The following is a 25554-nucleotide window of genomic DNA, read 5'->3' as shown; positions in this document are numbered from 1 at the left end:
TTCAGGTTCAGGTTCAGGTTCAGGTTCAGGTTCAGGTTCAGGTTCAGGTTCAGGTTCAGGTTCAACCATAGCGGGTTGGCTAATAACTTCAACTGGCTGAACAGTATTTACTGGAGTAATCTCCTGAACTGTTTGCTGAGCCTGTTGATTTAGCCCTACCACTGCTTGCTCATTTTGTTGAACAGGCTCTGAAACTAAAATTTCATTAGGCGCTAAAGGGCGGAATGCCAATAAACGTAAAACGCACATTTCAAAACCTTGTTCTTGCGTCACGGCAAGTTGTAGGTCTGAACGGCCTTTACATGCAATTTGATAATACAATTGTAAATCTTGAGCAGAAATCAGCTTGGACAGTTGCATGATTTTGCGATTGATTTCTTCGCTATATTTCAAACTCAAATCAGGTAAATATTGCAAAATTGCCAATTCATGCATTGTCGAAACCAACTGATCAAGCACAAGTGAAACATCTAGCGCTTGATGTCTAAATTGCAATAAAAGCTGACTAACTTTCTCACGTTGGTTCTGATGAATCGCTAAAATCAAATCATAAATAATGGTGCGGTCAATCAACCCAAGCATTTCTTTAACATCTTGATGTTGTACAGCACCCTGACCATAAGCAATCGCTTGGTCAGTTAAAGATAATGCATCACGTAATGAACCTTGAGCAGATTCGGCAATTTGCCAAATTGCATCTTGGTCAGAAGCAATTTGTTCTTTTTCAAGAATAGCGCCAAGATGCTTTGTAATTTCATCAACTGCTAATGGTCGTAAGGTAAATTGCAAACAACGTGAAATGACTGTAATTGGTAGCTTTTGCGGATCAGTCGTGGCAAAAAGAAACTTAACGTGTTCTGGTGGTTCTTCTAGTGTTTTTAATAACGCATTAAAAGAATGCGTCGATAGCATATGCACTTCGTCAATCAGGTAAACTTTAAAGCGGCCTTGCGTTGGTGCATAAGGAACGTTATCTAAAAGTTCACGCGTATCTTCTACTTTTGTTCTTGAAGCCGCATCAATTTCAATCAGGTCGATAAAACGACCTTCATTTACTGCCTTACAGGTTGCACAAACTTCACATGGCGTAGAAGTCACACCCGTTTCACAGTTTAAACACTTGGCTAAAATACGTGCAATTGTAGTTTTACCTACACCACGCGTTCCTGTAAATAAATAAGCATGGTGTAGACGACCACGTTCCAATGCACTACTTAATGCACGAGAAACATGGTTTTGCCCCACTAACTCATTGAAATTACGTGGACGGTATTTTCTAGCAAGTACTTGATACATGTATGCTCCTTGTTACAGGCATAAGCATACTTTGTTTTTAAAAGAGTGTGAACGCAAAAAGCTCATATCCGTACAGATAAACTGCGAACTGGCTTCTTTTCTCTACCAGAACCATTTATTTGTCTATGGATGATCATGATGTAGCTCCTGATCAGTTACTCCATCATCCATCGTCTGTACTAACCCAACTCCGTCCTTAATTTCAGCAGAATAATTTCCTTTTTCGGTAAAAATCTGCATGATCGTATAATGGTCTTTTTGACTTTGGGTAATGGTAAAGAAATTCTGATTCGGATCGCCCTGATCAAATTTTCCAGTCCATCGAATAATATCTTGATCAACAGGTTCAATCTCTACAATTTTTCCTGTGCGGTTAATGCCATATTCCAACATTTGAAACTTAACCGTATCACCTACTTTTTTAAGCTCAATCACATTTGGATCATATTTAATGACCATACCTTTAGCATTTTTAAGCAGCGGAAAATTAACATTCGAAGGTAATTGATCCTTTTCTATTTCATTAAAAACAATTTGTTGCCTAGACAACTTTTCCTTTTCTGATGAACTCAAATTCAGCATATTTTGACGAGCAAATTCGTTCTGACTATCTGCCAGTTTTGTCCCAGACTCTTGCCGACTTTCTAAAGATGACGTTAAAGCAGAAGAACTCTGCTGTGAAAATGCGAGCCAGATGAGAACCGCTAGCGCCACACAGGTGATAGCAGTTCCTATTAACAATTTATTTTTCTTCATTATTTACAGCTAAAAATAGAGATTAGTTATATAGAGAAATTTTCTGCACATTCATATTAATAACACTGACAGCATCAATTTTTCCTTCTTCACCTAAACGTACACCATATTTAGGGTTATAAAGATACGGGCTAGAATAGAAATTAATATTATTACCACCCATTGCGGTACTTCCTAACGGATGGGCAAAACCTGAACCAATGTTGGTTGAACCATTATGGTACAGACCAAGATTATGCCCAACTTCATGGCGCATGGCTGCGAAAGAACAACCTGCAATATCATTTGCACCAATCATATTATATGCAGAAGCATTAATCCAAGCCCAACCACAACCACCATCACCAGGTTCATTACCTTGATAATAAACACCGTCTGCCAATACACGTTTTCGCTCATTTTGTACCGTCGTGTCATCTCGTCCAGTCGAGATCGCTTCTTTTAAAGTGGCAGCAGGAATTTTATAAGTTAAATAGCCCACATCTCTTAAGTAAAAACGCGCATTTGAATTTTCAGCGGTTAAGTTTGTTAGATTTACGCCTTCAATCATTCTTAGTTTTGCAGCGCTCTCTCCTAAAATTGCATTTACTTCTGGACTAGAAACTAACAACATATCAATTGTATAACTATCTACTGTCCAGCCTTGAGCGGTGTAAATAAAACGGCGATTTTCACCATTTTTAATTGCTGTCGACAAACCATTAGCCGCATTAATCAAAGTGTCTGCCGATGCATTCGACACAATAACAACTTTATCCCCGACTTGAGCTTGAGCTGGTAGCTGCAAGGTCGGCTGCCAATTTGCTGTAGACAGTTTTACTTTTAAAGTGGGCTGAGTCATATTTGGTAAAGTTGCAGGGATCGTTGCCGTTGAATCAATTACCTTTGTTGGTGAAGAGATCAGCTGCCAATATCCTTTGTCGCGTACATACATAAACTCATATTGATCGCCTGTTTTAAGCGTTAAAGACGCTTGGCTATTAACATTGGTATTATTGATTTTTGCAGACCAAGTCGCTGTAGACTTGATAATAATTCTATCTCGATCACTTGCAGTCGTAGGTAAAGTGAAATTCGAAACCCAATTTCCATCTCCAAATGAAACTTCCGTTAGCGGGCTACTTACCGCGGCTAAAGATGTTCCGATTTGCTGAACATTTAGCTTCTGAGGTTTTATATATTCTGGAACCCATTTTCCTAAAGCAGAATAATATTTAAACCAATATTCAGATCCATTTTTTAATGAGAAACTGCTCGGGAATAGTAAATTTGTTTTATCAATCTCTGAGCTTGCACTTGCTGTAGAAACAATTTGTACGGTTGTTCCATCACGTACATCACTCGGTAATGCAATGGTTTGTGCCCATTTGTCATTTTGAATAAGTACTTTTTGCATTGATGCAGTTGTTAATGGAACGACTTCATAGGCCGCACCATTAGTAGGACTCACTGTTGCTAACTGAGCGATCCATTTATTTTGGCTGCTATTAAAGATAAATTGATAAACATCTCCACTATTTATCTTCAATACTTCTAACGGAATATTCGTATTAGAAGTATCTAAATAACTACTATAAGCGGCACTAGAACGAACTGTAATCTTGTCCGAATTATTAGCGCTTGCCGGTAAAGAGAGATTTTTGACCCAATTCCCATTTGCTAAAGAAAATTCTAAATCTGAATAACCAGATGGAATTGATCCACTATTATTATTCTGATTTGGTGAAAGTACAGTTGCGGCATATACAAGTGAAGACGCAACAATTGCTCCAATAATGAGTGATGTTTTTAATTTAAAATTCACAGCTGCCTCTTTTATTTGTTTTTAGATTTTCGAATAGCAGGTTAACAAACCATTTTTTTACAGTCAATTTTCGATCAATTCATTTTTCATTAAATTTCAATTACATGAATATTGAATCATTTTGAAATAAAAACATGAAACCGATTAAAGAATAATTTTGTTATGAGAATTAAATAACCAAAATATTTCAATATGAGGAAAATATTAAAAAGATTTATAAGGATAAAAAGAAAGATAATCTCTCTTTTTATCCTCTATTTTAGTTTTTTTGATTTACTTTCTTTGGAAAGCTAAACCAGACAAATACAGTTAAAAGGAAGAAACAAATAGCTGAAATGGTAAGCACCCAACTATGCGCATAGCTAAAAGCTTGCTGAGCAACTGCAATTAATTGCCCTCCCAAAGGGCTTTCAAGGTTAGAAGCTAATTGCATGGTTTCACCAATCGATATACTCGCTTTTTCAATTAAGTTCGATGGAAGCTCTGCCGGCAAAATAATTGAGCGGCTATAAAACCAAGACAACATTAATCCGAAAATAGCGACACCTAAACCAGCGCCAAGCTCATAGGCCATACCTTCAATCGCACCTGCTGCACTTGCCTTTTGAGGTGGAACGGATGACATAATCGCAGCAGTTGAAGCCAGTAAGGCAATCTCAATGCTAAAGCCTAAAAAGACCATACATGTCCACGCTAAAAAGTGATCGGTCGAAAAGTTAAGCTGGGCAAGCCCCCATAGACTAAATCCACTTATTAAAATACCAACAGTAGATACAAGTCTAAGTCCCCATTTATTTAAACAGATTCCAGCTAATGGACCACCTAAACTAATCGCGATCATGAATGGAATAATAAACATGGCTGCCTGTAATGGTGAAAACCCATGTACAAACTGCAACTCTTGAGACAAAAGTAATTCAAAGCCAACCAAAGCAATCATGGAAACCACAGCCATGACAATGCTGGTAGAAATCACTGGATGTTTAAATAACTCTAGATCAATCATTGGCGTGGTCGTTCTTTTTTGGCTTCGAATGAAGTGGATTAAAGTACTTATACCAACCACAAACATCACGACTGTAAGTACCGAGAAGTTGTACATCGCCGATTTGATTGAATAGATCAGGCTTAAAATTGCCACGACTAAAATTAAAGCTTGCCCTAAGTTAATTGGCTGATCAGTTTTCTCTTGTTGTTTAGGAATGATCATCGCAATCATAACCAGAACCACTAAAATAATCGGGATATTGATGAGGAATACTGCTCCCCAATGGAAATGTTCTAGTACAAATCCACCAACCAATGGACCAAAAGCTGCTCCACCACCACCCACTGTAGACCAAAGACCAAGTGCAAAATTCCTCTGCTTTTCTTCGGTAAAAGCATTACGGATGCCTGATAAAGTGGCTGGAATAAGCATTGCTGCCCCTAGACCTAAAACAGCACGGGAAACAATTAAGGCATAAGCTGTTGGAGAAAAAGCCGCAGCTAGGGAACCGACTCCAAAAATTGCAGTTCCAATAAATAATAATTTTTTAAAGCCAATACGATCACCAAGTGCACCCATCGGCAAAATCAAACCCGCCATGATCAGTGAATAAATATCAATGACCCATAAAAGCTGATTGGCGGTTAAATTCAATGCTGCACTTAAAGATGGTGTTGCAACATGCATCACCGTTGCATCAATCGTAACTGGTAAATATATAAGGACGATAATTGTCAGGATTAACCATTTTTTTTGCATAACGCTCTTCGATATCCAAAACTTGGACATGTGTTCAAATCATGGTTATTATATACACAATTGGACACTTGTCCAACTTTTAGTTTTAATGTAATTTGTGTCGAATTCAGTCAGGTGAAAGAAACATGGCCTATCTTAATCGCGATCAACGCAGAGAAATGATTTTGCAAGCTGCCATGCAAGTTGCTTTGGCTGAAGGTTTTACAGCCATGACGGTACGCCGAATCGCAACAGAAGCACAAACATCAACCGGACAAGTTCACCACCACTTTTCTTCGGCATCTCATTTAAAAGCTGAAGCTTTTTTAAAGCTGATGGAACAGCTTGATGAAATTGAACAAACCCTAAAAACGACTAGCCAATTTCAAAGGCTATTCATCTTATTAGGCGCTGAAAATATAGATAGACTTCAGCCCTACTTACGCTTATGGAATGAAGCAGAACTCTTGATTGAACAAGATGTTGAAATACGAAAGGCGTATAACCTTGCCATGCAGAATTGGCATCAAACAATTGTGCAAGCAATTGAATGTGGTAAAAAAGAAGGTGAATTTAAAAATATATCTAATTCAACAGACATAGCTTGGCGGCTCATTGCCTTTGTATGCGGATTAGAAGGTATTTATCAACTTGGTTTACACGGTTTAGCTGAAGAAGACTTCAAGCGTCATACTGAAGCGATTATTCGCCTAGAATTATTATAAATATAGAAGCTGGCATTAATTAGAATACCAGCTTTAAAACACTAAAATTAGAACCAGCCTTTACGGCCTTTTAAAATTTGGTCAGTGCAACGTAAGGCTTCTTGAGTCAGCCCCCACAAACGGTAATCACCCGTGATTGAACCAATCTGGAAGTTATGAGTATAGGCAAAACTCAGGTCACGCTCAGGATCGCACCACGCCCCTGAACCATTGTAACCAATATGTCCAAAGCCATTTTTAGCGCGTTTACCCATGGTAATAATGCGGTGATATCCTAAGCGCCAATTCATCGGAATTGGCATGACACGATCACGTGCATAACTTTGAATGGTACTGAGCTCTTTAAATATTTCTGGGCGAATGAGTTGCTGTCCATCCCATTCACCTTGATTTGCCAGCATCGCATAAACTTTAGCAAGACTATTTGCAGTAAACGTACCGTTTGCCGCTGGAATGACAGCCTGAAGCCCCTCATCACTAAAGAAACTAAAATGCTTCATTCCTTTAGGAATCATGGCATCCTGAAAATCTTGCGGGTCTTGCCCCGTCCACGTAATCATTTTTTCAGAAAGTGAACTCTTGCGTACTTGAGGCTTTTTAGGTTTTTCAGCCTGAGTAGTAGATGCTGGTTTTTCTAGTTTTGGTTGAATAATTAAACGTGCTACACGTTCCAGCTCACTTGCAGGCGTACCAAAATAAGCGCCGTCTAACTGCAAAGGCTCAACGAGATATCTTTGCATAAGCTGATCTAAAGATTGACCAGTTGCTTTTTCAAGTACTCCACCGACAAGCCAACCAAATGTTAACGCTTGATAAGCATTGCCCTGTCCAGCAGGAAATCTAGGTTTAACCGCAGCCATTACCTCTAACATGTGTGACCAGTCGAGCATTTCTCTTGCACTTTCAATGGTATTTCGAATATCAAACATGCCGCTTTGATGACTTAGCACATGACGTAAAGTCATTTGCTCTTTACCATTTTGAGCAAACTCAGGCCAATAAGTCGCAATCGGTTTGTCGTATTCTAAAAAACCTTCACTTACTAAAATATGCGCTAAAGTTGCAAGTACGCCTTTACCTGTAGAGTAGCAAACTGCCAAAGTTTCAGGTTGCCAAGCTTCATTTTGTGATTTTAGACCGGTGTAGATATCTACAACTTTCTGGCCTCTAAAATAAACCGCTAATGCAGCTCCACCTTGTCCTGTTCTAGCATCTTGAAGACGGCTAAATTGGTGGGCTAAATCAATAAAACGTTCATCTAAAATACCGTGATAGTTATGGGTATCGGCCAGTAAGATTTCTTTAATCACATGAAGTTCCTTGCATTTTTTGTTATTTTGCTCAAAAGCAGCCCAAACATCTGTTCAGGCTGCTGATATTTTTATAATGCTTTTACTGTTCCTGCAACGTGCGGTTTTTGCGATTTTGCATTACGAATCAAGAAATCAGTCTTTTTATCTGCATTGGCAGTTAAAAACTCAACTTTTGACGGTAGGAACATTGGTAGCTTAAACCACACATCTGCTTCATAAGCATTTGGTAATTCAAGGTTTGCTAGTGCTTTAGCTTTGCTCCACATACCATGTGCAATGGCTTGCTTAAAGCCAAATGCTTTTGCTGTAATAGCATGAATATGAATTAAGTTAAAATCACCAGACACTTTCGCATAACGGCGGCCTGTGTTTTCTAAAATATCCCACTGGGCCTTTGGAACATACGCTGGCGCTTGTTCTTCTTTGGCTTTCTCACCTACTCTTTTCTCGACTTTTTGACGAGATAAATAAGTCGTTAAGCCTTCCATCACTACTTCATTGCCAACTTTTGCCGTGGTAATAAAGTCAAACTGAACACCTTTATCATGTGGTTTTAGTTCCCCAAATTTACATGACAGAGTGAGTTTTTCAGTCACACCAATCGGTCTGGTTTGTTTAATCTGATTACGGATATGCACTAAACCTAAAATTGGAAATGGAAAGGCTTCTGCCGTCATCATGTGCATTTGCAAACTTTGAGAAAGCACAGCCAAATAAATTGCGGGTACAAAGCCATTATTTTTGAAGCCACATACTTCGTTATAAGCTTTGAGATGGCTCTGATCAATTTCAAGACGATCTACCACATATTCCACTTGCGGCAAGATTTTTGGGCCTTTAGGTTTTTTAAAAATTAAACCTTGCACCACTTTTGGGTAAGCCAATGCCGCTTTCGGTAGCTGGCTAAAATGACGAGTATTCATACCTAACCTTTTATAATTTATAGATTCTTTAATAAAAAAGGGATGCACAAGCACCCCCTATTTAACTAAAAGTGCTTAAGCGCCCAACAAGCTTTGACCACAGACACGAACAACGTTGCCGTTTACGCCTGTAGAAGCAGTTGATGCAAACCATGCAATCGTTTCTGCTACATCAACAGGTAAACCGCCTTGTTGCATTGAGTTCATACGGCGACCAGCTTCACGAATTGCAAATGGAATCGCAGCAGTCATTTGTGTCTCAATAAAACCAGGAGCTACTGCGTTAATGGTAATCCCATTTTTTAGAATAGGTGCAGTAAATTTAACTAAACCAATCACACCTGCTTTAGATGCAGCATAGTTAGTTTGACCAAGGTTACCTGCAATACCACTAATTGATGATACACAAACAATACGGCCATTTGCATTTAGACCATCGTTTTCTAACAAGTAGTCATTTACACGTTCAGCAGCAGACAAGTTAATGTTAATTACTAAGTCCCAAAGCTCTGGCTTCATGTTTGCCAAAGTTTTGTCACGAGTAATACCCGCGTTATGAACAATAATATCTAAACCGCCTTGTTTTGCCGCAGCAGTTTTAATTTTTTCGCCCGCATCAGCAGCAGTAATATCAATTGCCAATGTAGAACCACCAATGTCAGCAGCTACACGGTCAAGGTCAGCTTGTTGTTGTGGTACATCTAAACAAATAACATGAGCGCCATCACGTGCAAGCACATGTGCAATTGCCTCACCAATACCACGGCTCGCACCAGTTACTAATGCAGTTTTACCAACAAGCGGTTTTGCCCAATCAACATCAACCACATCTGCTTTAGAAACACGGATGACTTGACCAGACACATAAGCTGAACGTGGAGAAAGCAAGAAACGTAAAGTTGATTCAAGGTTTGCAGCAGCACCTTCATCAACATAGACAACTTGCGCAGTAATACCCTTTTTAAATTCTTTACCTACAGATTTGATAAAGCCTTCAAGTGCACGCTGAGCAATCGCCTGTTTTACAGTTTTTGCAGTTTCAGGCGTTGTACCAATCACAATCACACGACCAGAAGTAGCAACTTGACGTGCAATCGGGTTAAAGAATTTATAAAGTTCGTTTAACTGTTCTGAGTTTTGAATACCAGAAGCATCAAATACTACTGCTTTGAATTTTGATTCTTTATCGCCTGCATTGAATGGACGTAAATTTAAACCAATTTTTGCAGCTTCTTGCTGTAATGCAACATTATTGCCTACATAGCTGTCAGCATGAATATTGCTAAGTACTTGTGCAATCGCACCAGACAATACACTTGACGGCGCTGCGCCAACCAATACTGCACCATTCACTACTGGCTGAGCACTTTCAAAACGCTCTAATGCAACTGGCGATGGTAAACCCAGATTTTTAACAACGAATTTACCAATAGGAGATTGTGTAAATGCTTGGTATTGATCAGTCATGATTATTATCTCTCAAAGAAATGAATTTTCTACGACAGGCTTCATTATGTTATGAGATGGACAGAAACAATATGAAATCGGTCGTTCATTAGAGTTACTCCAAATCATACTTGAGTTCATCTCTGGATGTCTTGACCTGAATGCTATCTACAATGTCATTCTAGTCAATACAGGTCTATTTGAATTGTGTTAATGTAGCTTATAAGAATATCGTTAATATGCTTGGAAAAGCCTTATGAGCAAGACAACTCAAGAAAATCCAGCAGTCGAGAATTCTGCTGAGGAAAAAGTGTCAAATACATCAAAGCCGGCTTCTAACACGGCTAAGCGTAACAGCACAACTCCTAAAGCAGCAACTAATACTCCAAAAACGACACGTACTCGTTCAACGACTGCACCTGCACGTAGCCCTCGTAATAAGAGCGCTGCTACAGCAACCCCATCTACATCTTCTAATAATGTAGTTGCAGCACCAAAAGCAACAAAAACCAAAACTTCTGTTCAACAGGATAAAACCATGAGCCAAAACACTGTTCGCCGCGTTGCAATTATTGGTGGCAACCGTATTCCATTTGCACGTTCAAATACTGCTTATTTTAAAGCGTCTAATTCTGACATGCTGACAGCAGCATTGAATGGCTTGGTTGAGCGCTTTAACTTACAAGGCAAGCGTATTGGTGAAGTCGTTGCGGGTGCTGTTTTAAAACACAGCCGTGACTTCAACATGACTCGTGAAGTCGTATTGAGCACAGATCTTGCTCCTGAAACTCCTGCTTATGACATTCAAATTGCTTGTGGTACAGGTTTACAAGCTGCTTTTGTTGTTGCAAACAAAATTGCACTTGGTCAAATCGATGTGGGTATTGCAGGTGGTGTAGACACAACTTCTGACGCGCCGATTGCTGTAGGTGATGGCTTACGTAAAGTTTTACTTGAGCTGAATGTTGCTAAGACTGGTAAAGACCGTCTTAAAGCTTTAACAAAAATTGATTTTAAAAAGCTTCTTGATGCGCCAAGCAATGGTGAACCACGTACTGGCCTTTCAATGGGTGAGCACCAAGCAATTACTGCTTTGGAATGGGGTATTACTCGCGAAGCGCAAGACGAATTAGCTGCAAGCAGCCATCAAAAACTTGCTGCTGCTTATGAACGTGGTTTCTTTGATGACTTAATCACTCCATTCTTAGGTCTTAACCGTGACAACAATTTACGTGCAGACAGCACAGTTGAAAAACTTGCTAAATTGAAACCAGTTTTCGGTAAAGGCGAAACTGCAACAATGACAGCGGGTAACTCAACTCCGTTAACTGACGGTGCTTCTGTTGTATTGCTTGCTTCTGAAGAATGGGCAAAAGAAAACGGTCATGAAGTTTTAGCTTATCTTTCTTTCTCTGAAACAGCAGCTGTTGACTTCATTGGTAAAAACGGCCCTAAAGAAGGCTTATTAATGGCTCCTGCTTATGCAGTGCCTCGTATGCTTAAGCGTGCAAACCTTAAACTTCAAGATTTTGATTTCTACGAAATTCATGAAGCATTCGCATCTCAAGTGTTGTCTACATTGAAAGCTTGGGAAGATGAAAAATTCTGTAAAGAACGTCTTGGTTTAGATGCACCTTTAGGTTCGATTGACCGCTCTAAACTGAACGTAAATGGTTCATCTTTAGGTGCAGGCCATCCATTTGCTGCTACTGGTGGTCGTATCTTGGCAACTGCTGCTAAATTGATTAATCAGAAAGGTTCAGGCCGTGCATTAATCTCGATCTGTACAGCAGGTGGTGAAGGTGTTGTAGCAATCGTAGAGAAATAATTTTACGATTCGGCATAAAAAAAGCACCCTGATGGGTGCTTTTTTAGTTTAACAACTTAATTTTTAATGAAGTGATGCAGCTTTAGCATCTGGGAAAAACTTATCTTCGATATGGTCATAACACCACTGGAAAATAAAGGTATAAACCAAAATACATAAGGTTAAACCAATATCTAAAATAAGTGCATCAATGACACTCATCTGAAGCATATATGCAATCATCGGTACTGTTGCAATCAACAAGCCACCTTCAAAGCCAATCGCATGTAAAATCCGCACAGGGATCGTTCTTTCCCAATTATATTTATGCTCTATTTTTTCGAAATAGTGGTTAAAAACCATATTCCAGAAAACTGAAACGACTGCCATAAACACACCGAGTGTTCCGGTTACGTCCATTGGCATATCAAAAATAAAACTTAATGCAATCGCAATGATGACCAATAAAATTCCTTCATAACTGATTGCATGAATGAGCCTTCTCTTGGAAATCAACATTTTTAAATACTCAATAATAACTTGGATAATGTGCATTTTATTTTTATAATATTGATTAATCCAATCAGGTTCTTTCAGTTTTTTTGACAGATGAATATTAATCAAGAACAACTACTCATGTTTCAGGCCGTGATTGAAACCGGCTCTTTTTCAGCAGCAGCACGTAAACTGGGAAAAGTTCCTTCGGCTGTAAGCATGTCTATTGCCAACTTAGAAATTGATCTGGACTTAACTTTATTTGACCGTAAAGGCCGTGAACCCGTCCCTACTGACGAAGCACGGGTGTTATACGAAAAGACATCTCAACTTTTGATTGAGATGAATCAATGGAAACAACATGCTCACGCGTTAAGTACGGGGTTAGAAGCTAATTTAACTCTTGTGATTGTCTCTGAACTTTTACACACCAATTGGACCGACTATATTTGTCTTTTAGAAAGTCGTTTCCCTGACCTACAAATTAATATTGTTTCTGCCCCTCAAGAAGATGCTCTTCAAATGTTACTAGATGGATCTGCTCAACTAGCACTCATGTTTGAACGCGAACACCTAGATAATAGAGAACAATTTGTAGAACTCAAACGTGAGGCTTTAATTCCAGTTATTTCAAATAGCCACCCTCTAGCAAGCCAAAATCAGGTTTCTTATGAGCAGATTCTCACTACACGACAAATTGTAGTTGCGAGCCGAGATGAGACTTTAAAGCCAGAATTGCTATTTTCGAAACATTATTGGCGTACAGATAACCACCATTCTGCTTGTTTAATGATTTTACGCAATCTAGGTTGGGGTGTTCTTCCTCAAGAAATGTTTAAAGAAAACCCTGAATTAAAAAACAAACTTAAAATATTGAATTTATTAGATTTCACTCCAAGATTTGAATATTACGTAGATTTAGTATGGAGTCGTGAAAGTGAGCTCGGTGCTGCTGCCAGATTCCTCATTGAACATATCCGTAAGCAACGAACGCAACAGGTACCTTAAAATTATTTCAATTGAGATGCAGAATCTAAACGTTTTTCTTTGAAATATAACAATTGATATATCGACAGCATGAATAGACTTTGTGCTATAAAGAAAACATAAGATTTATTACTGAAGATGTTGAATATCAATGACTCATACAGCACTTGACCAATTAAAAACATTAACGACCGTTGTTGCCGATAGTAGTGACCTTGATGCAATTCGTAAATTTCGTCCTCTAGATGCAACAACAAATCCTTCATTGATTACGGCAGCGGCAGAACAACCAGAAAGTAAAGAGCTCATTGAAGATGCTTATTATCAAGCCAAAGAAGAAGGCTATAAAAGTGATGAGCTCATTGAAAGAACCATTGATATTTTAACTGTAAAATTTGGCGTAGAAATTTTAAAACTCATTGAAGGCCGTGTTTCTACAGAAGTTGATGCTGCACTTTCATACAACACTGAAGCCACCATTCAAAAAGCACATGAATTATGTGAACTTTACAAAGGTTATGGTATTGATCAGTCACGTATTCTGATTAAAATCGCGTCAACTTGGGAAGGTATTCAAGCTGCTAAAGTACTTGAAGCTGAAGGTATTGCTTGTAACCTCACTCTCCTTTTCGGCTTACATCAAGCTCAAGCTTGTGCAGATGCTAAAGTAACTTTAATTTCACCATTTGTAGGCCGTATCTTAGACTGGTACAAAAAGGCTGAAGGTGTAGACGCTTACCCAATCGAAAAAGACCCAGGTGTGGTTTCAGTTAAGAAAATCTACACTTACTACAAACAGCAAAATATTCCTACTCAAGTGATGGGTGCGAGCTTCCGTAGCATTGATCAAGTGCTTGGACTTGCAGGATGTGATTTGCTAACGATCTCTCCTGGCTTACTTAGCCAGCTTGAGCAAGATATGCGTACAGTTGATGCAGCTCTTGATGCGACTAAATCAAAGCAAGCAGATGCTATTGTGAGACCAGCTCAAAATGAACAAAGTTTTAAAGACGAACTTAATCATGACTTAATGGCATTCCAACTTTTACAAAGTGGTATTGATGGCTTTATTAAAGCTCGTGACCAATTAAGCCTTTTGTTACGTCAATCTTTTGGAATTGATGCTGAAATTAAACCTTAAAAAAACTGCACTTTTCATACAAAATCACCGATTTTTGTTATCATGGCAAAAATCGGTTTTTTATTGGGTTTCTCGTGTTCGGCATAACAGATCTAACAACATATATTATTGGTACATTCCTAATTGTGTTATTGCCAGGCCCTAATTCTCTTTATGTGATGTCAATTGCTTCACGCTACGGTATTAAAACTGGATATATGGGCGCATTAGGTATTTTTACCGGCGATCTCATTTTAATGCTGTGTACCGTACTAGGAGCAGCTTCTCTACTTAAAGCATTTCCATGGGTATTTGTTATTCTTAAATTAACAGGTGCACTTTACCTATCTTATTTAGGCTTCAAACTCTTACAAGGCAGTATTCAACGCTGGAAACAACGTAATCAACCACAACCTGAAATGGCTGATTTACCCGCTTTAGATAAAATTCATCCTTATAAAACAGCACTCAGTATTAGTTTACTCAACCCTAAAGCGATTTTATTTTTCCTATCTTTCTTTGTTCAATTTGTTGAACCCGACTATGCCTATCCAGCTCTAAGCTTTTTAATTTTAGCGGTTATTTTACAGATGATTAGCTTTAGTTATTTAACGGCATTAATCTTCTCTGGAATTAAACTTTCAGCATTTTTTAAACAAAACCATAAAATTGCAGCAAGTAGTATTTTTTTAGTCGGAATTCTATTTTTCGGATTCGGTTTAAAACTAGCAACCTCAACGATCTAATAATCTTTACCTATCGGTTTATGCATTATAAAGTTAAAACATGATGAGCTGTTAAAATGCCAGCATGCCATCAGTTTTAACTTCATTGAGCACAAAAAATGTTCTGACCTGCCTTACTCCAGGTAAAGCAATAATCTTTTCACTATGGAATCGGTTAAACGCAGCTAAATCTTTAACACGAATTTTTAGAAAATAATCGACTTCTCCAGCAACCAGATAACACTCTAAAACATTTTCCAAATCACCTGATGCTTGTTCAAATGCTTGAAAGCTGTCTGGGGTTGAGCGGTCTAAAACCACTCCAACGAGTACTACCGTATCACGTTGCACCATGCTCGGATTGATCCGAGCGCGTACATCTAGAATTGCCCCAATCTTAAAAAGACGCTGAGTATGATTCCAACAAGATGACGTACTTATGCCTACGAGCTTAGCCAATTCGGCATTACTTAAGCGCCCATTTTCTTGTAAAGCACGCATAATTTTAAGTTCAAGAACTGTCAAACTTTCAGCCTGCTCTTCCATAAAACAATATCCCAAATTTTGTGTTATTTACGGAAGAAATAATAGCATTATTCAATATTTTAAAAATATTATTTCGATTTTAAGTTAAAAATAGAAAGCACCTTCTTTAAAAAAATTGCTAGATTTATCTAGCTGAAAGCAAAGGCAGAAACATATTAATTTTTCAGGGATTTAGAACATTTAGCCATGCAAAAGATTCTTCAAGATTTTTCTATTCCAGCCGTATTTGCTGGTTTCATTACCTTCCTTATTGGTATTAGTGTTTCGGCCATTTTAGTGATTCAGGCTGCTCAAGCTTTAGGTGCTTCAGCCGAGCAAATCACCTCATGGTTCTGGGCTTTAGGCTTAGGTATTGGTTTATCAGGATTCATACTTTCTTGGAAATTTAAATATCCCGTAGCAACGGCATGGTCAACCGCAGGCCTCGCTTTAATTATGGCAACAGGCAGTGGGTATAGCTTAAATGAAGCGATTGGTGCTTTTTTAGTAGGCGGTTTATTGACTGCTGTTTTAGGCTTTTCAGGTATATTTCAAAAAGCGCTTTCATATATTCCTCAAAGCTTAACCAGTGCCATGCTTGCAGGGGTTTTACTCAAATTTGGTATTTCACTTTTTGCAAGTTTACAAAATGATTGGGCATTCGTTTTATCTTTGCTCGTGATTTATATCATTACAAAAAGATTATGGCCGCGTTATAGCATTGTGTTTACCGCTCTTGCAGGTGTTGTGCTCTGCCCTGTTTTTTTAGACTTTCATATACCTACACTTCACTGGTCTTTGGCTAAACCTGTTTGGATTAGTCCTGAATTTAGCTGGTCAGCTCTTTTGGGCTTAGCTCTGCCACTTTTTGTGATTAGTATGGCTTCGCAATATTTACCTGGGATTGCCATGATCAAAAGTTATGGCTACAAACCCAATGTTAATCAACTGATTGGCTGGACAGGTTTAACCCAAGTTTTGCTTGCACCTTTTGGTTGCTATAGCGTTAATATTGCTGCGATTAGTGCGGCTGTAAGCTTAGACGATCAAGTCCACCCAGACCCAACTAAACGATATATTGCAGGCATGAGCTGTGGCTTTTTCTACATTTTAATGGGCTTGTTTGCTGCAACACTCACAAGTTTGCTGATGTCTTTTCCTCATATCTTTATTGTAGCTTTAGCCGGCATTGCATTATTTGGTACGATCAGCCACAACATTGCCATTGCATTTGCTCAGGTTGAAGACCGCGAAGCTGCATTATTTACCTTTTTATGCAGTGCCTCAGGCATTCAATTTTTTGGTATTGGCTCAGCCTTTTGGGGACTGATTGTCGGTCTTATTGTATTTATAGTACTTAAATTTAAAGCCAAAAAATAAAACTTAAAATAAAGACTTTGCGCTTAACCATTTAAAGAATCTTATAAACAGTTAAATGCAAAGTGTTATTAAATTAATTAATTGCGTTTTTATCCCAAAAAGCTTGTCGTACTTGTGGCATAGCATTTAAGTGGTTAATAATATGTTGCGCTTCCTCTGCTTCAATTGAGGTCGCAATTAGCGTCGCTTCTATTTCAACCTCTTTCTCTCCAAAAGGTGTCACATCAATGTCTTTGGGAGGATAATTATGATGCTTCAACGTTAGGTTTAATTCATCCATAACCACTTTGCTCTGACTTCGATCACATATAATATAAATTACATGTAACACCTCTGAGTCATCGTCTAATGGACGACGATCAATGATATGTACAATTGGTCTTAATAATGTATTGGCAGATAAAATAAAGATTGTTCCCAATATTGCTTCAATAATTAAATCGGAACCGGCAGCAGCTCCCACAGCTGCTGAACACCACAATGTAGCTGCGGTATTTAAGCCATGAATGTTGCCCTCTTGGCGCATAATGACACCTGCACCCAAGAAGCCAATGCCAGAAACGACATAAGCAATTACTCGAACAGCACCATCTGCTCCGGTAAGATTAGTTGCAACATCTACAAAAATTGCTGCACCGACAGAGACCAGAACATTTGTCCGAAGGCCAGCCGTACGTTGCCTATATTGACGTTCAAATCCAATTAATGCTCCCAAAACAAAAGCAACCGAGAGACTAATTAAAGTATCCGCAATATTAGATAAGTCTGTATGTTGTAGAAATTGCAACTTCATCTTGCACCTATTATTTTATTGCCAGCCGTAACGGCGGATGTAGATTTTTTTTACCCATTGAGTAATACACATATAAGCAATTAAAATTAAAGGCAAATATAAGAAATAACTTAATGGTAAAGCTTGCAGTTTTAAATAACTTGCTAAAGGTCCCATTGGTAAGAAAATACCAATACACATGATCACAACTGTCATTACTAACAATGGAGCTGCAGCACGACTCTGAATAAAAGGAACTTTAGCAGTACGAATCATATGAACAATCAATGTCTGGGTGAGTAACCCCACAACAAACCAGCCTGACTGGAATAAAGTTTGATGCTCAGGGGTATTTGCCGAAAACACAAACCACATCAAACAAAACGTAATAATGTCAAAAATCGAACTAATTGGTCCAAACACAACCATAAAGCGGCCTACTTCTTCAGGTTGCCAACTCTGTGGTTTTGCAATTAACTCTTCATCAACGTTATCAAATGGAATCACAATTTGTGAAACATCATAAAGTAAGTTTTGAATAAGTAAGTGAATAGGTAACATTGGTAAAAATGGAATAAAAGCACTCGCTATTAATACCGAAAAAACATTACCAAAATTTGAACTGGCCGTCATTTTGATATATTTAAGCATGTTGGCAAAAGTTCTACGGCCTTCAATTACCCCTTTTTCAAGTACCATTAGACTCTTTTCAAGCAAAATTAAATCTGCCGACTCTTTAGCAATATCCACTGCGGTATCTACTGAAATACCAATATCAGCAGCACGTATAGCAGCGGCATCATTAATACCGTCTCCTAAGAAACCAACCACATGACCATTTGCTTTTAATTGTTCAACAATACGTTCTTTATGTACTGGGCTTAATTTAGCAAAAATATTATATTGCTCTACTGCACTTTTGAGCTGCTCATCAGTTAATGTTTCAATTACACCGCCTAGTAGCACCTGATCATAATTAAGACCAATTTCTCGGCATACTTTTTGAGTGACAAATTCATTATCACCAGTAAGCACTTTTACCGTTACGCCATGGGCATGCAAGCTCTGCACTGCTTCTCGAGCAGAGTCTTTAGGGGGATCAAGAAAAGCGACATAACCGATTAAAATCAAATCACTTTCATCAACAACTGAATAATTTTCCTGATTATTATTGAACTCGCGATATGCTACAGCAACGACTCTTAAACCATCTTGATTATAACGTTGAGTCAATGCCTCAATCGCCACTTCACGTTGTTTTGTTAAAGGTTCTACTTTGCCATTTACCTCAACATAACGGCAAACTTTTAACATTTCCTCAACTGCGCCCTTGGTAATCATACGCACTTTTTCTTGGGGAGTTTGCACAACGACGGACATACGGCGGCGATCAAAATCAAAAGGAACTTCATCTAATTTCTTATAGCGCAACTTTTGAGTTTTGATCTGATCATCAACTGCCTCTAACACAGCTACATCAAGCAAATTTTTCAAACCTGTTTGATAATAGCTATTTAAAAAAGCCTGCATGAGTACGAAATCTGATTTTTCTCCATGAACATCAATGTGATGTGATAAAAAGATTTTATCTTGAGTCAACGTTCCGGTTTTATCCGTACACAAAACATCCATTGCACCAAAGTTTTGGATAGCATCCAGACGTTTAACAATCACTTTCTTTTTAGATAAGAAAACTGCACCCTTTGCCAATGTTGAAGTGACAATCATCGGTAACATTTCTGGTGTGAGTCCCACAGCAACAGATAATGCAAACAAAAATGCCTCTGTCCAATCACCTTTGGTGAAACCATTAATGAAAAGTACAACAGGTGCCATCACCAACATAAATCGGATGAGTAACCAACTGACTTTGTTAACACCCATTTGAAATGCTGTTGTACTCCGATCAGAAGCCGTAACTCGATGAGCTAATGCACCAAAATATGTTTGGATGCCAGTGCTTAGAACAACTGCCTGAGCTGAACCAGAAACAATATTCGTCCCCATGAATAAAATATTATCTAGCTCTAAAGCACTATTCTCTTCAAGATTTTTCTGTAAGGGAAATTTCTCGACCGGCATTGATTCGCCTGTCATTGCAGCTTGAGAAACAAATAAATCTTTAGCGTTTAAAATTCTACAATCAGCAGGAATCATATCGCCGGCAGATAATAAAATCACATCACCTGGAACCAAATATTGAATTGGCATTTCAAATTGGTTATTGGTCTGATTTTGAATATCAATTCCATAGCGCTGCTGCATAAGTTCTAAATCTTCTGCACTTACTTGATGACGGAGTACTGTAGCAGTATTACTCACCATTGCCTTTAAGGCGTCCGCAGCTTGATTTGATTTTGCTTCTTGCCAATAACGAAGTAGTGTTGAAAGAATTACCATGACACTAATAATGCTTGAACCAGTTAAATCATCGGTAAAGAAAGCAATTAATGCCAAAAGGCTAAGCAAAATATTGAACGGATTACGATAGCAATACCAAAGGTGTTGCCACCAAGTTAATGGCTTTTCATGAGTGATCTCATTGAGGCCCACTGCCGTTTGTTGTATATACGCTTGCTCTTCTGTAAGCCCCGTGAAATGAGTGTCGAATTGTTTTAACAAATCACTTGTTTGGGCTCTTGATGCATTGAGCAAACGCGTAGATAAATTTTTGCTAATTTCTTGAGCATAGCTAGATTGATGTAGCTCTTTGAAAGATCGATTACGACCAAAAAAGCGCATCAAATGAAATCTTTGTAAAAATGCTGTGAAGAGTCGTTGCCAGAATTTCATCACGAAATCCTCCATTTTTTAGGCGTACAAAGCTCTCGACCTTATTGAAAAATAAAGTCTTTTAAAATTTTAAACTTAGAAAGGAATAGAAGTTCGTAGACTTACGATGAAGAAGAGAAAATTAACCCGAAGCCGAACCAACGCTGACGGAAAGTCACGATATTGAACATAGTTCGAATACTTTGAATAGTATTAGACGAATTGTTTACCAAAATTGAAACTTGGTAGTCATAACAGTTTGTGGAAGCATATAAAAACATTGGCTTCTCCCCATTTCAGCGAGAAACTAAACAGATAAGTGCTTGAAGTACATGATTACAAATAAAGTAATTTGTATGGGTTTAATCTAATTTTTAACAAAGCTATCTCATTGCAAGATAGCTCCTCCTAAAGGTTATCTTGCTCAGCAGTAGCTTTGGTTTAATTGATAATTAAACTCAAACCTCGAACAACTACCCATTTAGGATCTCCATTAAATAAACTCGCGGCAAGTATATGTTTTACCCTGCAACACACAAGGTGTTTTTTGTAACTTTTTATTAAAATAATATTATCTAAGCTTTATAGCTCTCTCACTACAACTGTTTTCGCCATTTTGTCATGCCATCCTTGTTTTTTGGCATCAAAAGCTACCCAGAAAAGACCTATACAAAACACTAAAATCGATGGAATGTAACCGATATATCGAATTAGGGATTGCATAAAAGTTAACTTATTCCCTGTTTTCTCATCAAGAACTTTTAAACGCATTAAGCGCTTCCCTGGAGTACCTGAAAAATACAGCCAACATAAAACAGTATATAAAAATGGAAAAGCATAATTTATGATGAGATCAAACCCGTAATTTTGAGGTTGAGCACTCATGCCAGTAGCAAATATCAGATCGTAATCGCCACGGTAAAAAATCCATGCGGCTGGAATAATGGCTAAAAAAAGGATAAGGCTATCAATAATCATTGCACCAAATCTTAGCCAAAATCCTGCATACTCGTATTTATAAGTCATGTGCACACCTCACTTTTGTTATTGTATGCCTAATACCAAAGAGATCAATTCATTTTAGTTTCATCGTAAAGGAAATCTTTTTATTTTTAAATACTTAAACTAACTTTTAATTTTCTGTTTTATTTAGAATTGTAATAAAGTCTTATAATACCTATAAATAGGTCTTTTTTCAAACAAGACAATATAAACTATAAAAACATATTTAAATCTTAAATATTCTACAATACCATCATATTTGAGTTATTGTTTATAATATTTATTAAATTAGAAACCATGCCAAATCATTATTTCCAGAACATAACATCAATTTTAAATTCTTTTTTTAATAAAAAAGCAGCACCTATAAACCCTATTCCAATAATAATTAAAAAAAGGCTTAAATTTAATATTCCACCAAGCACAGACAAAAAGCCTAGAATAGCGAATATATAAAATAAAAATAACATCAATTTTAACATTTAGTTTATTCAACTATTTAAAATAAAAGCAATTCATTCTAGCGTTTTCATACTTAAAGTCTGTTTTCAAATGTTGAATACACACCTTATTTGTATTAACTCGAAAACAATATGTTAATAGATCTTGCCAAATGTTAACAAAAATTAATAAGCGTGATAAATATCACACTTATTAATTATTTAATTTCAAAGTAATGTTTTTCAGTTACAAGTTTAATTTTTAAATTTTTAAATAATCGTTCTTTTGAATCTTCAAGTGAAGGGACAACTTTTTCTGCAAATTTATCTTCGGTCATCAATCTGGCATAAGTTTTATAGCCAATGATTAACTTTTCGGGTTCTTTACCTGTTTGACGAAATTCTTCAATGAGTTTATTAACTTTCTTTGCTGTTAAATCAGCCATCTTCCTCTCTCCCCTTCATTTACTATTTTGTTATACGTTTTCTATATGACAGGAATATGAACGGTAATTTTTTGTAATTTTCATGTAAATATTATCGATTATGTTAATCTTTAATTAATAAATGCTTCATACATATAACAACTGTAAATAAGAGGAATAACTTCATGAATTACCAACATATTATTGTACCTGTCGACGGTTCTGAAATTTCTTTAGCAGCAGCAAGACAAGCAGCTCATATTGCAAAGGCATTTGGGAGTAAATTGACCGTTATTAGCTTAGTTGCGGTAGATCCTTTTAGCGGTGTAGATTTTTATTACATCTCACCTGTTGTAAAAGATTATTTTGTTGAAGCACGAGCAAATGCAGAAAAAACTCTCGCAAAAGTAAAAGCTTTATGTGCAGAAGAAGGTATTGATGCCGAAACTCAAATTATCCAAGGTGAAATTTCTTCAGATGGCATCCTTAAAGCCGTAGAAGGCTTAGGTTCCGATTTGATTGTGATTGGGTCTCATGGTCGCAAAGGCTTCCAAAAACTTATTTTGGGTAGTTTTGCTCAAGATGTTTTAAACAGTACTAAAATTCAGGTATTGGTTGTCAAAGAATAAACTTTTTAAATGCAAAAGACCCAATCGCTGGATTGGGTTTTTTAATAAAATAGATTGCATAAATTTTACACTAACCAAAAACACAGCTAGAATAGTTTCTTACTCTTCCAATTTCGTGAGTCACGCCAATGAAGTAAGTCTTTTTCTCATCATTTTTTCTTTTTTTGATGTGCAAAATAGACTATTTTTTGTGATTTAACGTCTCTGCTTAAAACTACTTTTCCTATTTTGTACATCCTGTATTTATGAGGTTTTTTATGACTCAGCAGGCATGTGTAATAGCACAACTCTCTTTAGAATTTTCATCTAAAGTCATGTTTCAACAACTAAATTTTAGCCTTGAATCACATCAAGTATCTGCTCTAATTGGCCGTAATGGCCAAGGCAAATCCTTGCTTATGCAAATGTTAAATCAAATGCTTAAATCTGATTCAATTCTTACATCTGGGCAAATATCTTGGCATGTAAAACATGCATATTTACCTCAGTTGCATCGTTTAGCAGCACACACAATAGCCCAAGCATTAGATATCTTAGATCTTTATCTCGCTTTTAAAAGAGTTGAACAAGGTGTTGCCACCTTCGATGATTATGATTTGTTAGAAGGTAAATGGGACCTTCCCACCTTATGGAATAATTTATTGGAATCTGCGGGTTTACCAACAGATTTAGACTTTCCAGTGAAAAACCTAAGCGAAGGTCAAAAAACTAAATTGGCATTAAGCTGTTTATTTTTAAAATCAGATCATTATTTATTACTTGATGAACCCAGTAATCATCTAGATCAGGAGTCTAGAAAATGGTTAATTGATCATTTGAGGAAACATCCAGCAGGTGCACTTATCATTAGTCATGATCGGACTTTGTTGAATGAAATAGATCATATTTATCATTTGAATGAACATGGTTTACATCACACAACGGGAAACTATGAAAAATTTTATGACCAGTATCAAACTCATGTTGCAGCTTTAGAGCAATCTGTTCAACAAGGCCAACGCGACGTTAAACACATGAAGCAAAAGCAGCATGAAGTATTAATGAAAGCTCAAAAACGTGAACGTGCTGGAAATAAATTACGCGAATCAAATTCTCAAGCCAAAATTCTGCTTGATTTTAAAAAGGAACAAGCAGGCCAAAGTATTGCTGCCATACAGTCTCAGCACCAACGACAAATTTCGAACAGTCAAAATGATTTAACAGACAAAAAAATGCGTCTTGAAACCGTCAAGCCACAACAGTTTGTCTTCCCTACTTTTCATAAGAAATCTGGAGAAATCCTTCGAATTAAAGGGCTTAAACTGAAATATGGAACGCAAAGATCCATAGATTTAGCGGTACAGGCAGCCGAAAAAATTCATGTAACCGGTCAAAATGGTATTGGTAAATCCACACTACTCAAAGCAATTCAAACTCAAAACAAACAGTCATGTGACAGCATTCACTTATTTGTAGAGTGCTTTTACTTGGATCAAAACTTTAGCTTTTTATGTGATGAAATGACGGTGATCGAAAATCTAACTCACATGAATAGTGAGTTTTCAGAACTAGAATGGCGAAATCTATTAGGTCAACTTCGAATTCGTGGTGATAAAGGGACACAACTTTTGTCTCAGCTCAGTGGTGGTGAAAAACTCAAAGTAGCCTTATTGGCGCTTAGCCAGATACATCCTACCCCTGAACTGCTGTTATTAGATGAACCAGAAAATCATTTAGATATTGAATCTAGAGAACTATTAGCTACCGCTATTCAAAGCTATGAAGGCGCTGTATTGCTCATTTCACATGATCAAACTTTTGTTGAAAGTTGTGCTATTCATGAGTCCTTTGCTTTAACCGATTAATCATTATTGATGTCTTTTTCTTCAAATTTACTAGTTCTCTTTTGAGAGCTAGTAAATTCTATCCATCATTATTTTTTTACTTTATTTAATATTTCGATGTCTAAATTATATTTCACAGTTTTATTTTTACGAGCACTATTACGCATTTGATAAACCTGAAAAATATAATCACCATCAACTGGTAAAGTAAGTTCTCCTTTAGATCCTACAGTTGAACCAATTAATAATGCATTATCTTTACCTGGCTTTTTACCTGGTGCAAAAATATTAACATAGGCTAAATTGCCAAGACTATTAATATTAAATTTTAATATTTGTCCATTCTTTGCATAAACTCTATATCTCACATCATCATAACCCTGAAATTTTCCAGTTAATGTGGTGTGAGTGGAACCTTGTAAAAAATTAACTTTTTGCTCAACATTTTTAGCTAAAACTGTGAATGATGCAGTTGAAATTAGTGTAGATAATAATAAAGTTTTAATGATTGTTTTCAATTTCCTATCCTCAAAATTTATTTAAGATTATTATATTAAAATAAATTTTATAAAATTTTACTTTATGTATGATTTTGATAAGTAGTAATGGTTTTTTATAACCAGTAACAAACAAAGTATCTCAAAGATTTAAATATTATCTAAC

At 37.1% G+C, this 25554-nt stretch carries 23 protein-coding genes and 1 pseudogene; 8 read left to right on the top strand and 16 right to left on the bottom strand.

Annotated elements, in window-relative coordinates; genetic code table 11:
- The 4 genes from dnaX to amvA form a co-directional block, all read right to left on the bottom strand.
- The coding region (gene dnaX, locus WA249_RS16705) for a DNA polymerase III subunit gamma/tau (RefSeq protein WP_336170390.1) at nucleotides 1-1296 on the bottom strand (1296 nt) is incomplete at its 3' end.
- Nucleotides 1297-1419: 123 nt separating this feature from the next.
- On the bottom strand, nucleotides 1420-2052 hold the full coding sequence (gene cpaB / locus WA249_RS16700; protein WP_336170388.1) for a metalloprotease secretion chaperone CpaB: 633 nt from the start codon (nucleotides 2050-2052) through the stop codon (nucleotides 1420-1422).
- Between the two features lie 22 nt (nucleotides 2053-2074).
- Nucleotides 2075-3856, bottom strand: coding sequence for a metalloendopeptidase CpaA (gene cpaA, locus WA249_RS16695; protein ID WP_336170386.1), 1782 nt, complete (start codon nucleotides 3854-3856; stop codon nucleotides 2075-2077).
- A 259-nt stretch (nucleotides 3857-4115) separates the two neighbouring features.
- Nucleotides 4116-5603 carry a multidrug efflux MFS transporter AmvA gene (gene amvA, locus WA249_RS16690; RefSeq protein ID WP_336170384.1) on the bottom strand — a complete coding sequence of 496 codons (1488 nt, stop codon included), beginning with the start codon at nucleotides 5601-5603 and terminating at the stop codon, nucleotides 4116-4118.
- A gap of 125 nt (nucleotides 5604-5728) precedes the next feature.
- Between amvA and WA249_RS16685 the strand changes: the two genes are divergently transcribed.
- The gene (locus WA249_RS16685; RefSeq protein WP_336170382.1) at nucleotides 5729-6307 is read left to right on the top strand and encodes a TetR family transcriptional regulator; all 579 of its coding nucleotides are present in this window, start codon (nucleotides 5729-5731) and stop codon (nucleotides 6305-6307) included.
- Nucleotides 6308-6354: 47 nt separating this feature from the next.
- Here WA249_RS16685 and WA249_RS16680 read toward each other — a convergent pair whose 3' ends face one another.
- The 3 genes from WA249_RS16680 to WA249_RS16670 all read right to left on the bottom strand — a co-directional run bounded on the left by WA249_RS16680 (nucleotide 6355) and on the right by WA249_RS16670 (nucleotide 10010).
- The gene (locus WA249_RS16680; protein ID WP_336170380.1) at nucleotides 6355-7617 is read right to left on the bottom strand and encodes a serine hydrolase domain-containing protein; all 1263 of its coding nucleotides are present in this window, start codon (nucleotides 7615-7617) and stop codon (nucleotides 6355-6357) included.
- Between the two features lie 71 nt (nucleotides 7618-7688).
- The gene (locus tag WA249_RS16675) at nucleotides 7689-8543 is read right to left on the bottom strand and encodes a MaoC family dehydratase (protein ID WP_336170378.1); all 855 of its coding nucleotides are present in this window, start codon (nucleotides 8541-8543) and stop codon (nucleotides 7689-7691) included.
- A 75-nt stretch (nucleotides 8544-8618) separates the two neighbouring features.
- Complete coding sequence (locus WA249_RS16670; protein ID WP_336170376.1) at nucleotides 8619-10010, bottom strand: 3-oxoacyl-ACP reductase; 1392 nt, start codon at nucleotides 10008-10010, stop codon at nucleotides 8619-8621.
- Nucleotides 10011-10245: 235 nt separating this feature from the next.
- On the opposite strand from WA249_RS16670, the gene WA249_RS16665 reads away from it, so the two are divergent.
- The gene (locus WA249_RS16665) at nucleotides 10246-11817 is read left to right on the top strand and encodes an acetyl-CoA C-acetyltransferase (RefSeq protein WP_013197427.1); all 1572 of its coding nucleotides are present in this window, start codon (nucleotides 10246-10248) and stop codon (nucleotides 11815-11817) included.
- Nucleotides 11818-11880: 63 nt separating this feature from the next.
- Here WA249_RS16665 and aceI read toward each other — a convergent pair whose 3' ends face one another.
- Nucleotides 11881-12315 (bottom strand): chlorhexidine efflux PACE transporter AceI, encoded by a 435-nt coding sequence (gene aceI / locus WA249_RS16660; RefSeq protein WP_336170372.1) that lies wholly within the window; start codon nucleotides 12313-12315, stop codon nucleotides 11881-11883.
- A 90-nt stretch (nucleotides 12316-12405) separates the two neighbouring features.
- Here aceI and WA249_RS16655 point away from each other — a divergent pair, with 90 nt between their 5' ends.
- The 3 genes from WA249_RS16655 to leuE all read left to right on the top strand — a co-directional run bounded on the left by WA249_RS16655 (nucleotide 12406) and on the right by leuE (nucleotide 15144).
- Nucleotides 12406-13299, top strand: a complete 894-nt coding sequence (locus WA249_RS16655) for a LysR family transcriptional regulator (RefSeq protein WP_336170370.1) — start codon at nucleotides 12406-12408, stop codon at nucleotides 13297-13299.
- Nucleotides 13300-13429: 130 nt separating this feature from the next.
- Complete coding sequence (gene tal, locus WA249_RS16650) at nucleotides 13430-14419, top strand: transaldolase (protein ID WP_336170368.1); 990 nt, start codon at nucleotides 13430-13432, stop codon at nucleotides 14417-14419.
- Between the two features lie 74 nt (nucleotides 14420-14493).
- Nucleotides 14494-15144: a leucine efflux protein LeuE gene (gene leuE / locus WA249_RS16645; protein WP_336170366.1), complete on the top strand. Its 651-nt coding sequence runs from the start codon at nucleotides 14494-14496 to the stop codon at nucleotides 15142-15144.
- Between the two features lie 51 nt (nucleotides 15145-15195).
- On the opposite strand, the gene WA249_RS16640 is transcribed toward leuE, so the two are convergent.
- Nucleotides 15196-15669: an Lrp/AsnC family transcriptional regulator gene (locus tag WA249_RS16640; protein ID WP_336170364.1), complete on the bottom strand. Its 474-nt coding sequence runs from the start codon at nucleotides 15667-15669 to the stop codon at nucleotides 15196-15198.
- 186 nt (nucleotides 15670-15855) lie between these two features.
- On the opposite strand from WA249_RS16640, the gene WA249_RS16635 reads away from it, so the two are divergent.
- Nucleotides 15856-17028, top strand: a complete 1173-nt coding sequence (locus WA249_RS16635) for a benzoate/H(+) symporter BenE family transporter (RefSeq protein WP_336170362.1) — start codon at nucleotides 15856-15858, stop codon at nucleotides 17026-17028.
- 73 nt (nucleotides 17029-17101) lie between these two features.
- Here the strand turns inward: WA249_RS16635 and WA249_RS16630 are convergent, their stop codons facing one another.
- The 5 genes from WA249_RS16630 to WA249_RS16610 all read right to left on the bottom strand — a co-directional run bounded on the left by WA249_RS16630 (nucleotide 17102) and on the right by WA249_RS16610 (nucleotide 22460).
- Nucleotides 17102-17821: an MgtC/SapB family protein gene (locus WA249_RS16630; RefSeq protein ID WP_336170360.1), complete on the bottom strand. Its 720-nt coding sequence runs from the start codon at nucleotides 17819-17821 to the stop codon at nucleotides 17102-17104.
- A 15-nt stretch (nucleotides 17822-17836) separates the two neighbouring features.
- Nucleotides 17837-20593, bottom strand: a complete 2757-nt coding sequence (gene mgtA, locus WA249_RS16625) for a magnesium-translocating P-type ATPase (RefSeq protein ID WP_336170393.1) — start codon at nucleotides 20591-20593, stop codon at nucleotides 17837-17839.
- 561 nt (nucleotides 20594-21154) lie between these two features.
- Entirely contained in the window at nucleotides 21155-21598 is a 444-nt protein-coding gene (locus tag WA249_RS16620) for an RDD family protein (RefSeq protein ID WP_336170358.1), read from the bottom strand.
- Nucleotides 21599-21882: 284 nt separating this feature from the next.
- Entirely contained in the window at nucleotides 21883-22056 is a 174-nt protein-coding gene (locus tag WA249_RS16615; RefSeq protein ID WP_336170356.1) for a hypothetical protein, read from the bottom strand.
- A gap of 176 nt (nucleotides 22057-22232) precedes the next feature.
- Nucleotides 22233-22460, bottom strand: a complete 228-nt coding sequence (locus WA249_RS16610) for a hypothetical protein (protein WP_336170354.1) — start codon at nucleotides 22458-22460, stop codon at nucleotides 22233-22235.
- A 164-nt stretch (nucleotides 22461-22624) separates the two neighbouring features.
- On the opposite strand from WA249_RS16610, the gene WA249_RS16605 reads away from it, so the two are divergent.
- Together WA249_RS16605 and WA249_RS16600 are read left to right on the top strand one after the other, a co-directional pair.
- Nucleotides 22625-23068 carry a universal stress protein gene (locus WA249_RS16605; RefSeq protein WP_336170352.1) on the top strand — a complete coding sequence of 148 codons (444 nt, stop codon included), beginning with the start codon at nucleotides 22625-22627 and terminating at the stop codon, nucleotides 23066-23068.
- Between the two features lie 257 nt (nucleotides 23069-23325).
- On the top strand, nucleotides 23326-24912 hold the full coding sequence (locus WA249_RS16600) for an ATP-binding cassette domain-containing protein (protein ID WP_336170350.1): 1587 nt from the start codon (nucleotides 23326-23328) through the stop codon (nucleotides 24910-24912).
- Nucleotides 24913-24980: 68 nt separating this feature from the next.
- Here the strand turns inward: WA249_RS16600 and WA249_RS16595 are convergent, their stop codons facing one another.
- Nucleotides 24981-25409, bottom strand: coding sequence for a DNA breaking-rejoining protein (locus WA249_RS16595; protein WP_336170348.1), 429 nt, complete (start codon nucleotides 25407-25409; stop codon nucleotides 24981-24983).
- Nucleotides 25410-25419: 10 nt separating this feature from the next.
- A pseudogene (locus WA249_RS18980) lies at nucleotides 25420-25530 on the bottom strand (hypothetical protein); the annotation flags it as partial.
- Between the last annotated feature and the right edge of the window lie 24 nt (nucleotides 25531-25554).

Origin of the sequence: Acinetobacter sp. 161(2023) (assembly GCF_037027805.1) — a bacterium.
In the GTDB taxonomy this organism is placed as follows: domain Bacteria; phylum Pseudomonadota; class Gammaproteobacteria; order Pseudomonadales; family Moraxellaceae; genus Acinetobacter.
Note: the sequence above shows the minus strand (reverse complement) of the source record. Positions and strands in the feature narration are given on the sequence as shown.

Excerpts from the sequence above, each read along its gene's own strand:
- cpaB (WP_336170388.1), bottom strand. The coding sequence starts at position 2,052 with ATGAAGAAAAATAAATTGTTAATAGGAACTGCTATCACCTGTGTGGCG.
- amvA (WP_336170384.1), bottom strand. The coding sequence starts at position 5,603 with ATGCAAAAAAAATGGTTAATCCTGACAATTATCGTCCTTATATATTTA.
- WA249_RS16685 (WP_336170382.1), top strand. The coding sequence starts at position 5,729 with ATGGCCTATCTTAATCGCGATCAACGCAGAGAAATGATTTTGCAAGCT.
- WA249_RS16675 (WP_336170378.1), bottom strand. The coding sequence starts at position 8,543 with ATGAATACTCGTCATTTTAGCCAGCTACCGAAAGCGGCATTGGCTTAC.
- WA249_RS16670 (WP_336170376.1), bottom strand. The coding sequence starts at position 10,010 with ATGACTGATCAATACCAAGCATTTACACAATCTCCTATTGGTAAATTC.
- WA249_RS16665 (WP_013197427.1), top strand. The coding sequence starts at position 10,246 with ATGAGCAAGACAACTCAAGAAAATCCAGCAGTCGAGAATTCTGCTGAG.
- aceI (WP_336170372.1), bottom strand. The coding sequence starts at position 12,315 with ATGTTGATTTCCAAGAGAAGGCTCATTCATGCAATCAGTTATGAAGGA.
- WA249_RS16655 (WP_336170370.1), top strand. The coding sequence starts at position 12,406 with ATGAATATTAATCAAGAACAACTACTCATGTTTCAGGCCGTGATTGAA.
- tal (WP_336170368.1), top strand. The coding sequence starts at position 13,430 with ATGACTCATACAGCACTTGACCAATTAAAAACATTAACGACCGTTGTT.
- WA249_RS16640 (WP_336170364.1), bottom strand. The coding sequence starts at position 15,669 with ATGGAAGAGCAGGCTGAAAGTTTGACAGTTCTTGAACTTAAAATTATG.
- WA249_RS16635 (WP_336170362.1), top strand. The coding sequence starts at position 15,856 with ATGCAAAAGATTCTTCAAGATTTTTCTATTCCAGCCGTATTTGCTGGT.
- WA249_RS16630 (WP_336170360.1), bottom strand. The coding sequence starts at position 17,821 with ATGAAGTTGCAATTTCTACAACATACAGACTTATCTAATATTGCGGAT.
- mgtA (WP_336170393.1), bottom strand. The coding sequence starts at position 20,593 with ATGAAATTCTGGCAACGACTCTTCACAGCATTTTTACAAAGATTTCAT.
- WA249_RS16620 (WP_336170358.1), bottom strand. The coding sequence starts at position 21,598 with ATGACTTATAAATACGAGTATGCAGGATTTTGGCTAAGATTTGGTGCA.
- WA249_RS16615 (WP_336170356.1), bottom strand. The coding sequence starts at position 22,056 with ATGTTAAAATTGATGTTATTTTTATTTTATATATTCGCTATTCTAGGC.
- WA249_RS16610 (WP_336170354.1), bottom strand. The coding sequence starts at position 22,460 with ATGGCTGATTTAACAGCAAAGAAAGTTAATAAACTCATTGAAGAATTT.
- WA249_RS16605 (WP_336170352.1), top strand. The coding sequence starts at position 22,625 with ATGAATTACCAACATATTATTGTACCTGTCGACGGTTCTGAAATTTCT.
- WA249_RS16600 (WP_336170350.1), top strand. The coding sequence starts at position 23,326 with ATGACTCAGCAGGCATGTGTAATAGCACAACTCTCTTTAGAATTTTCA.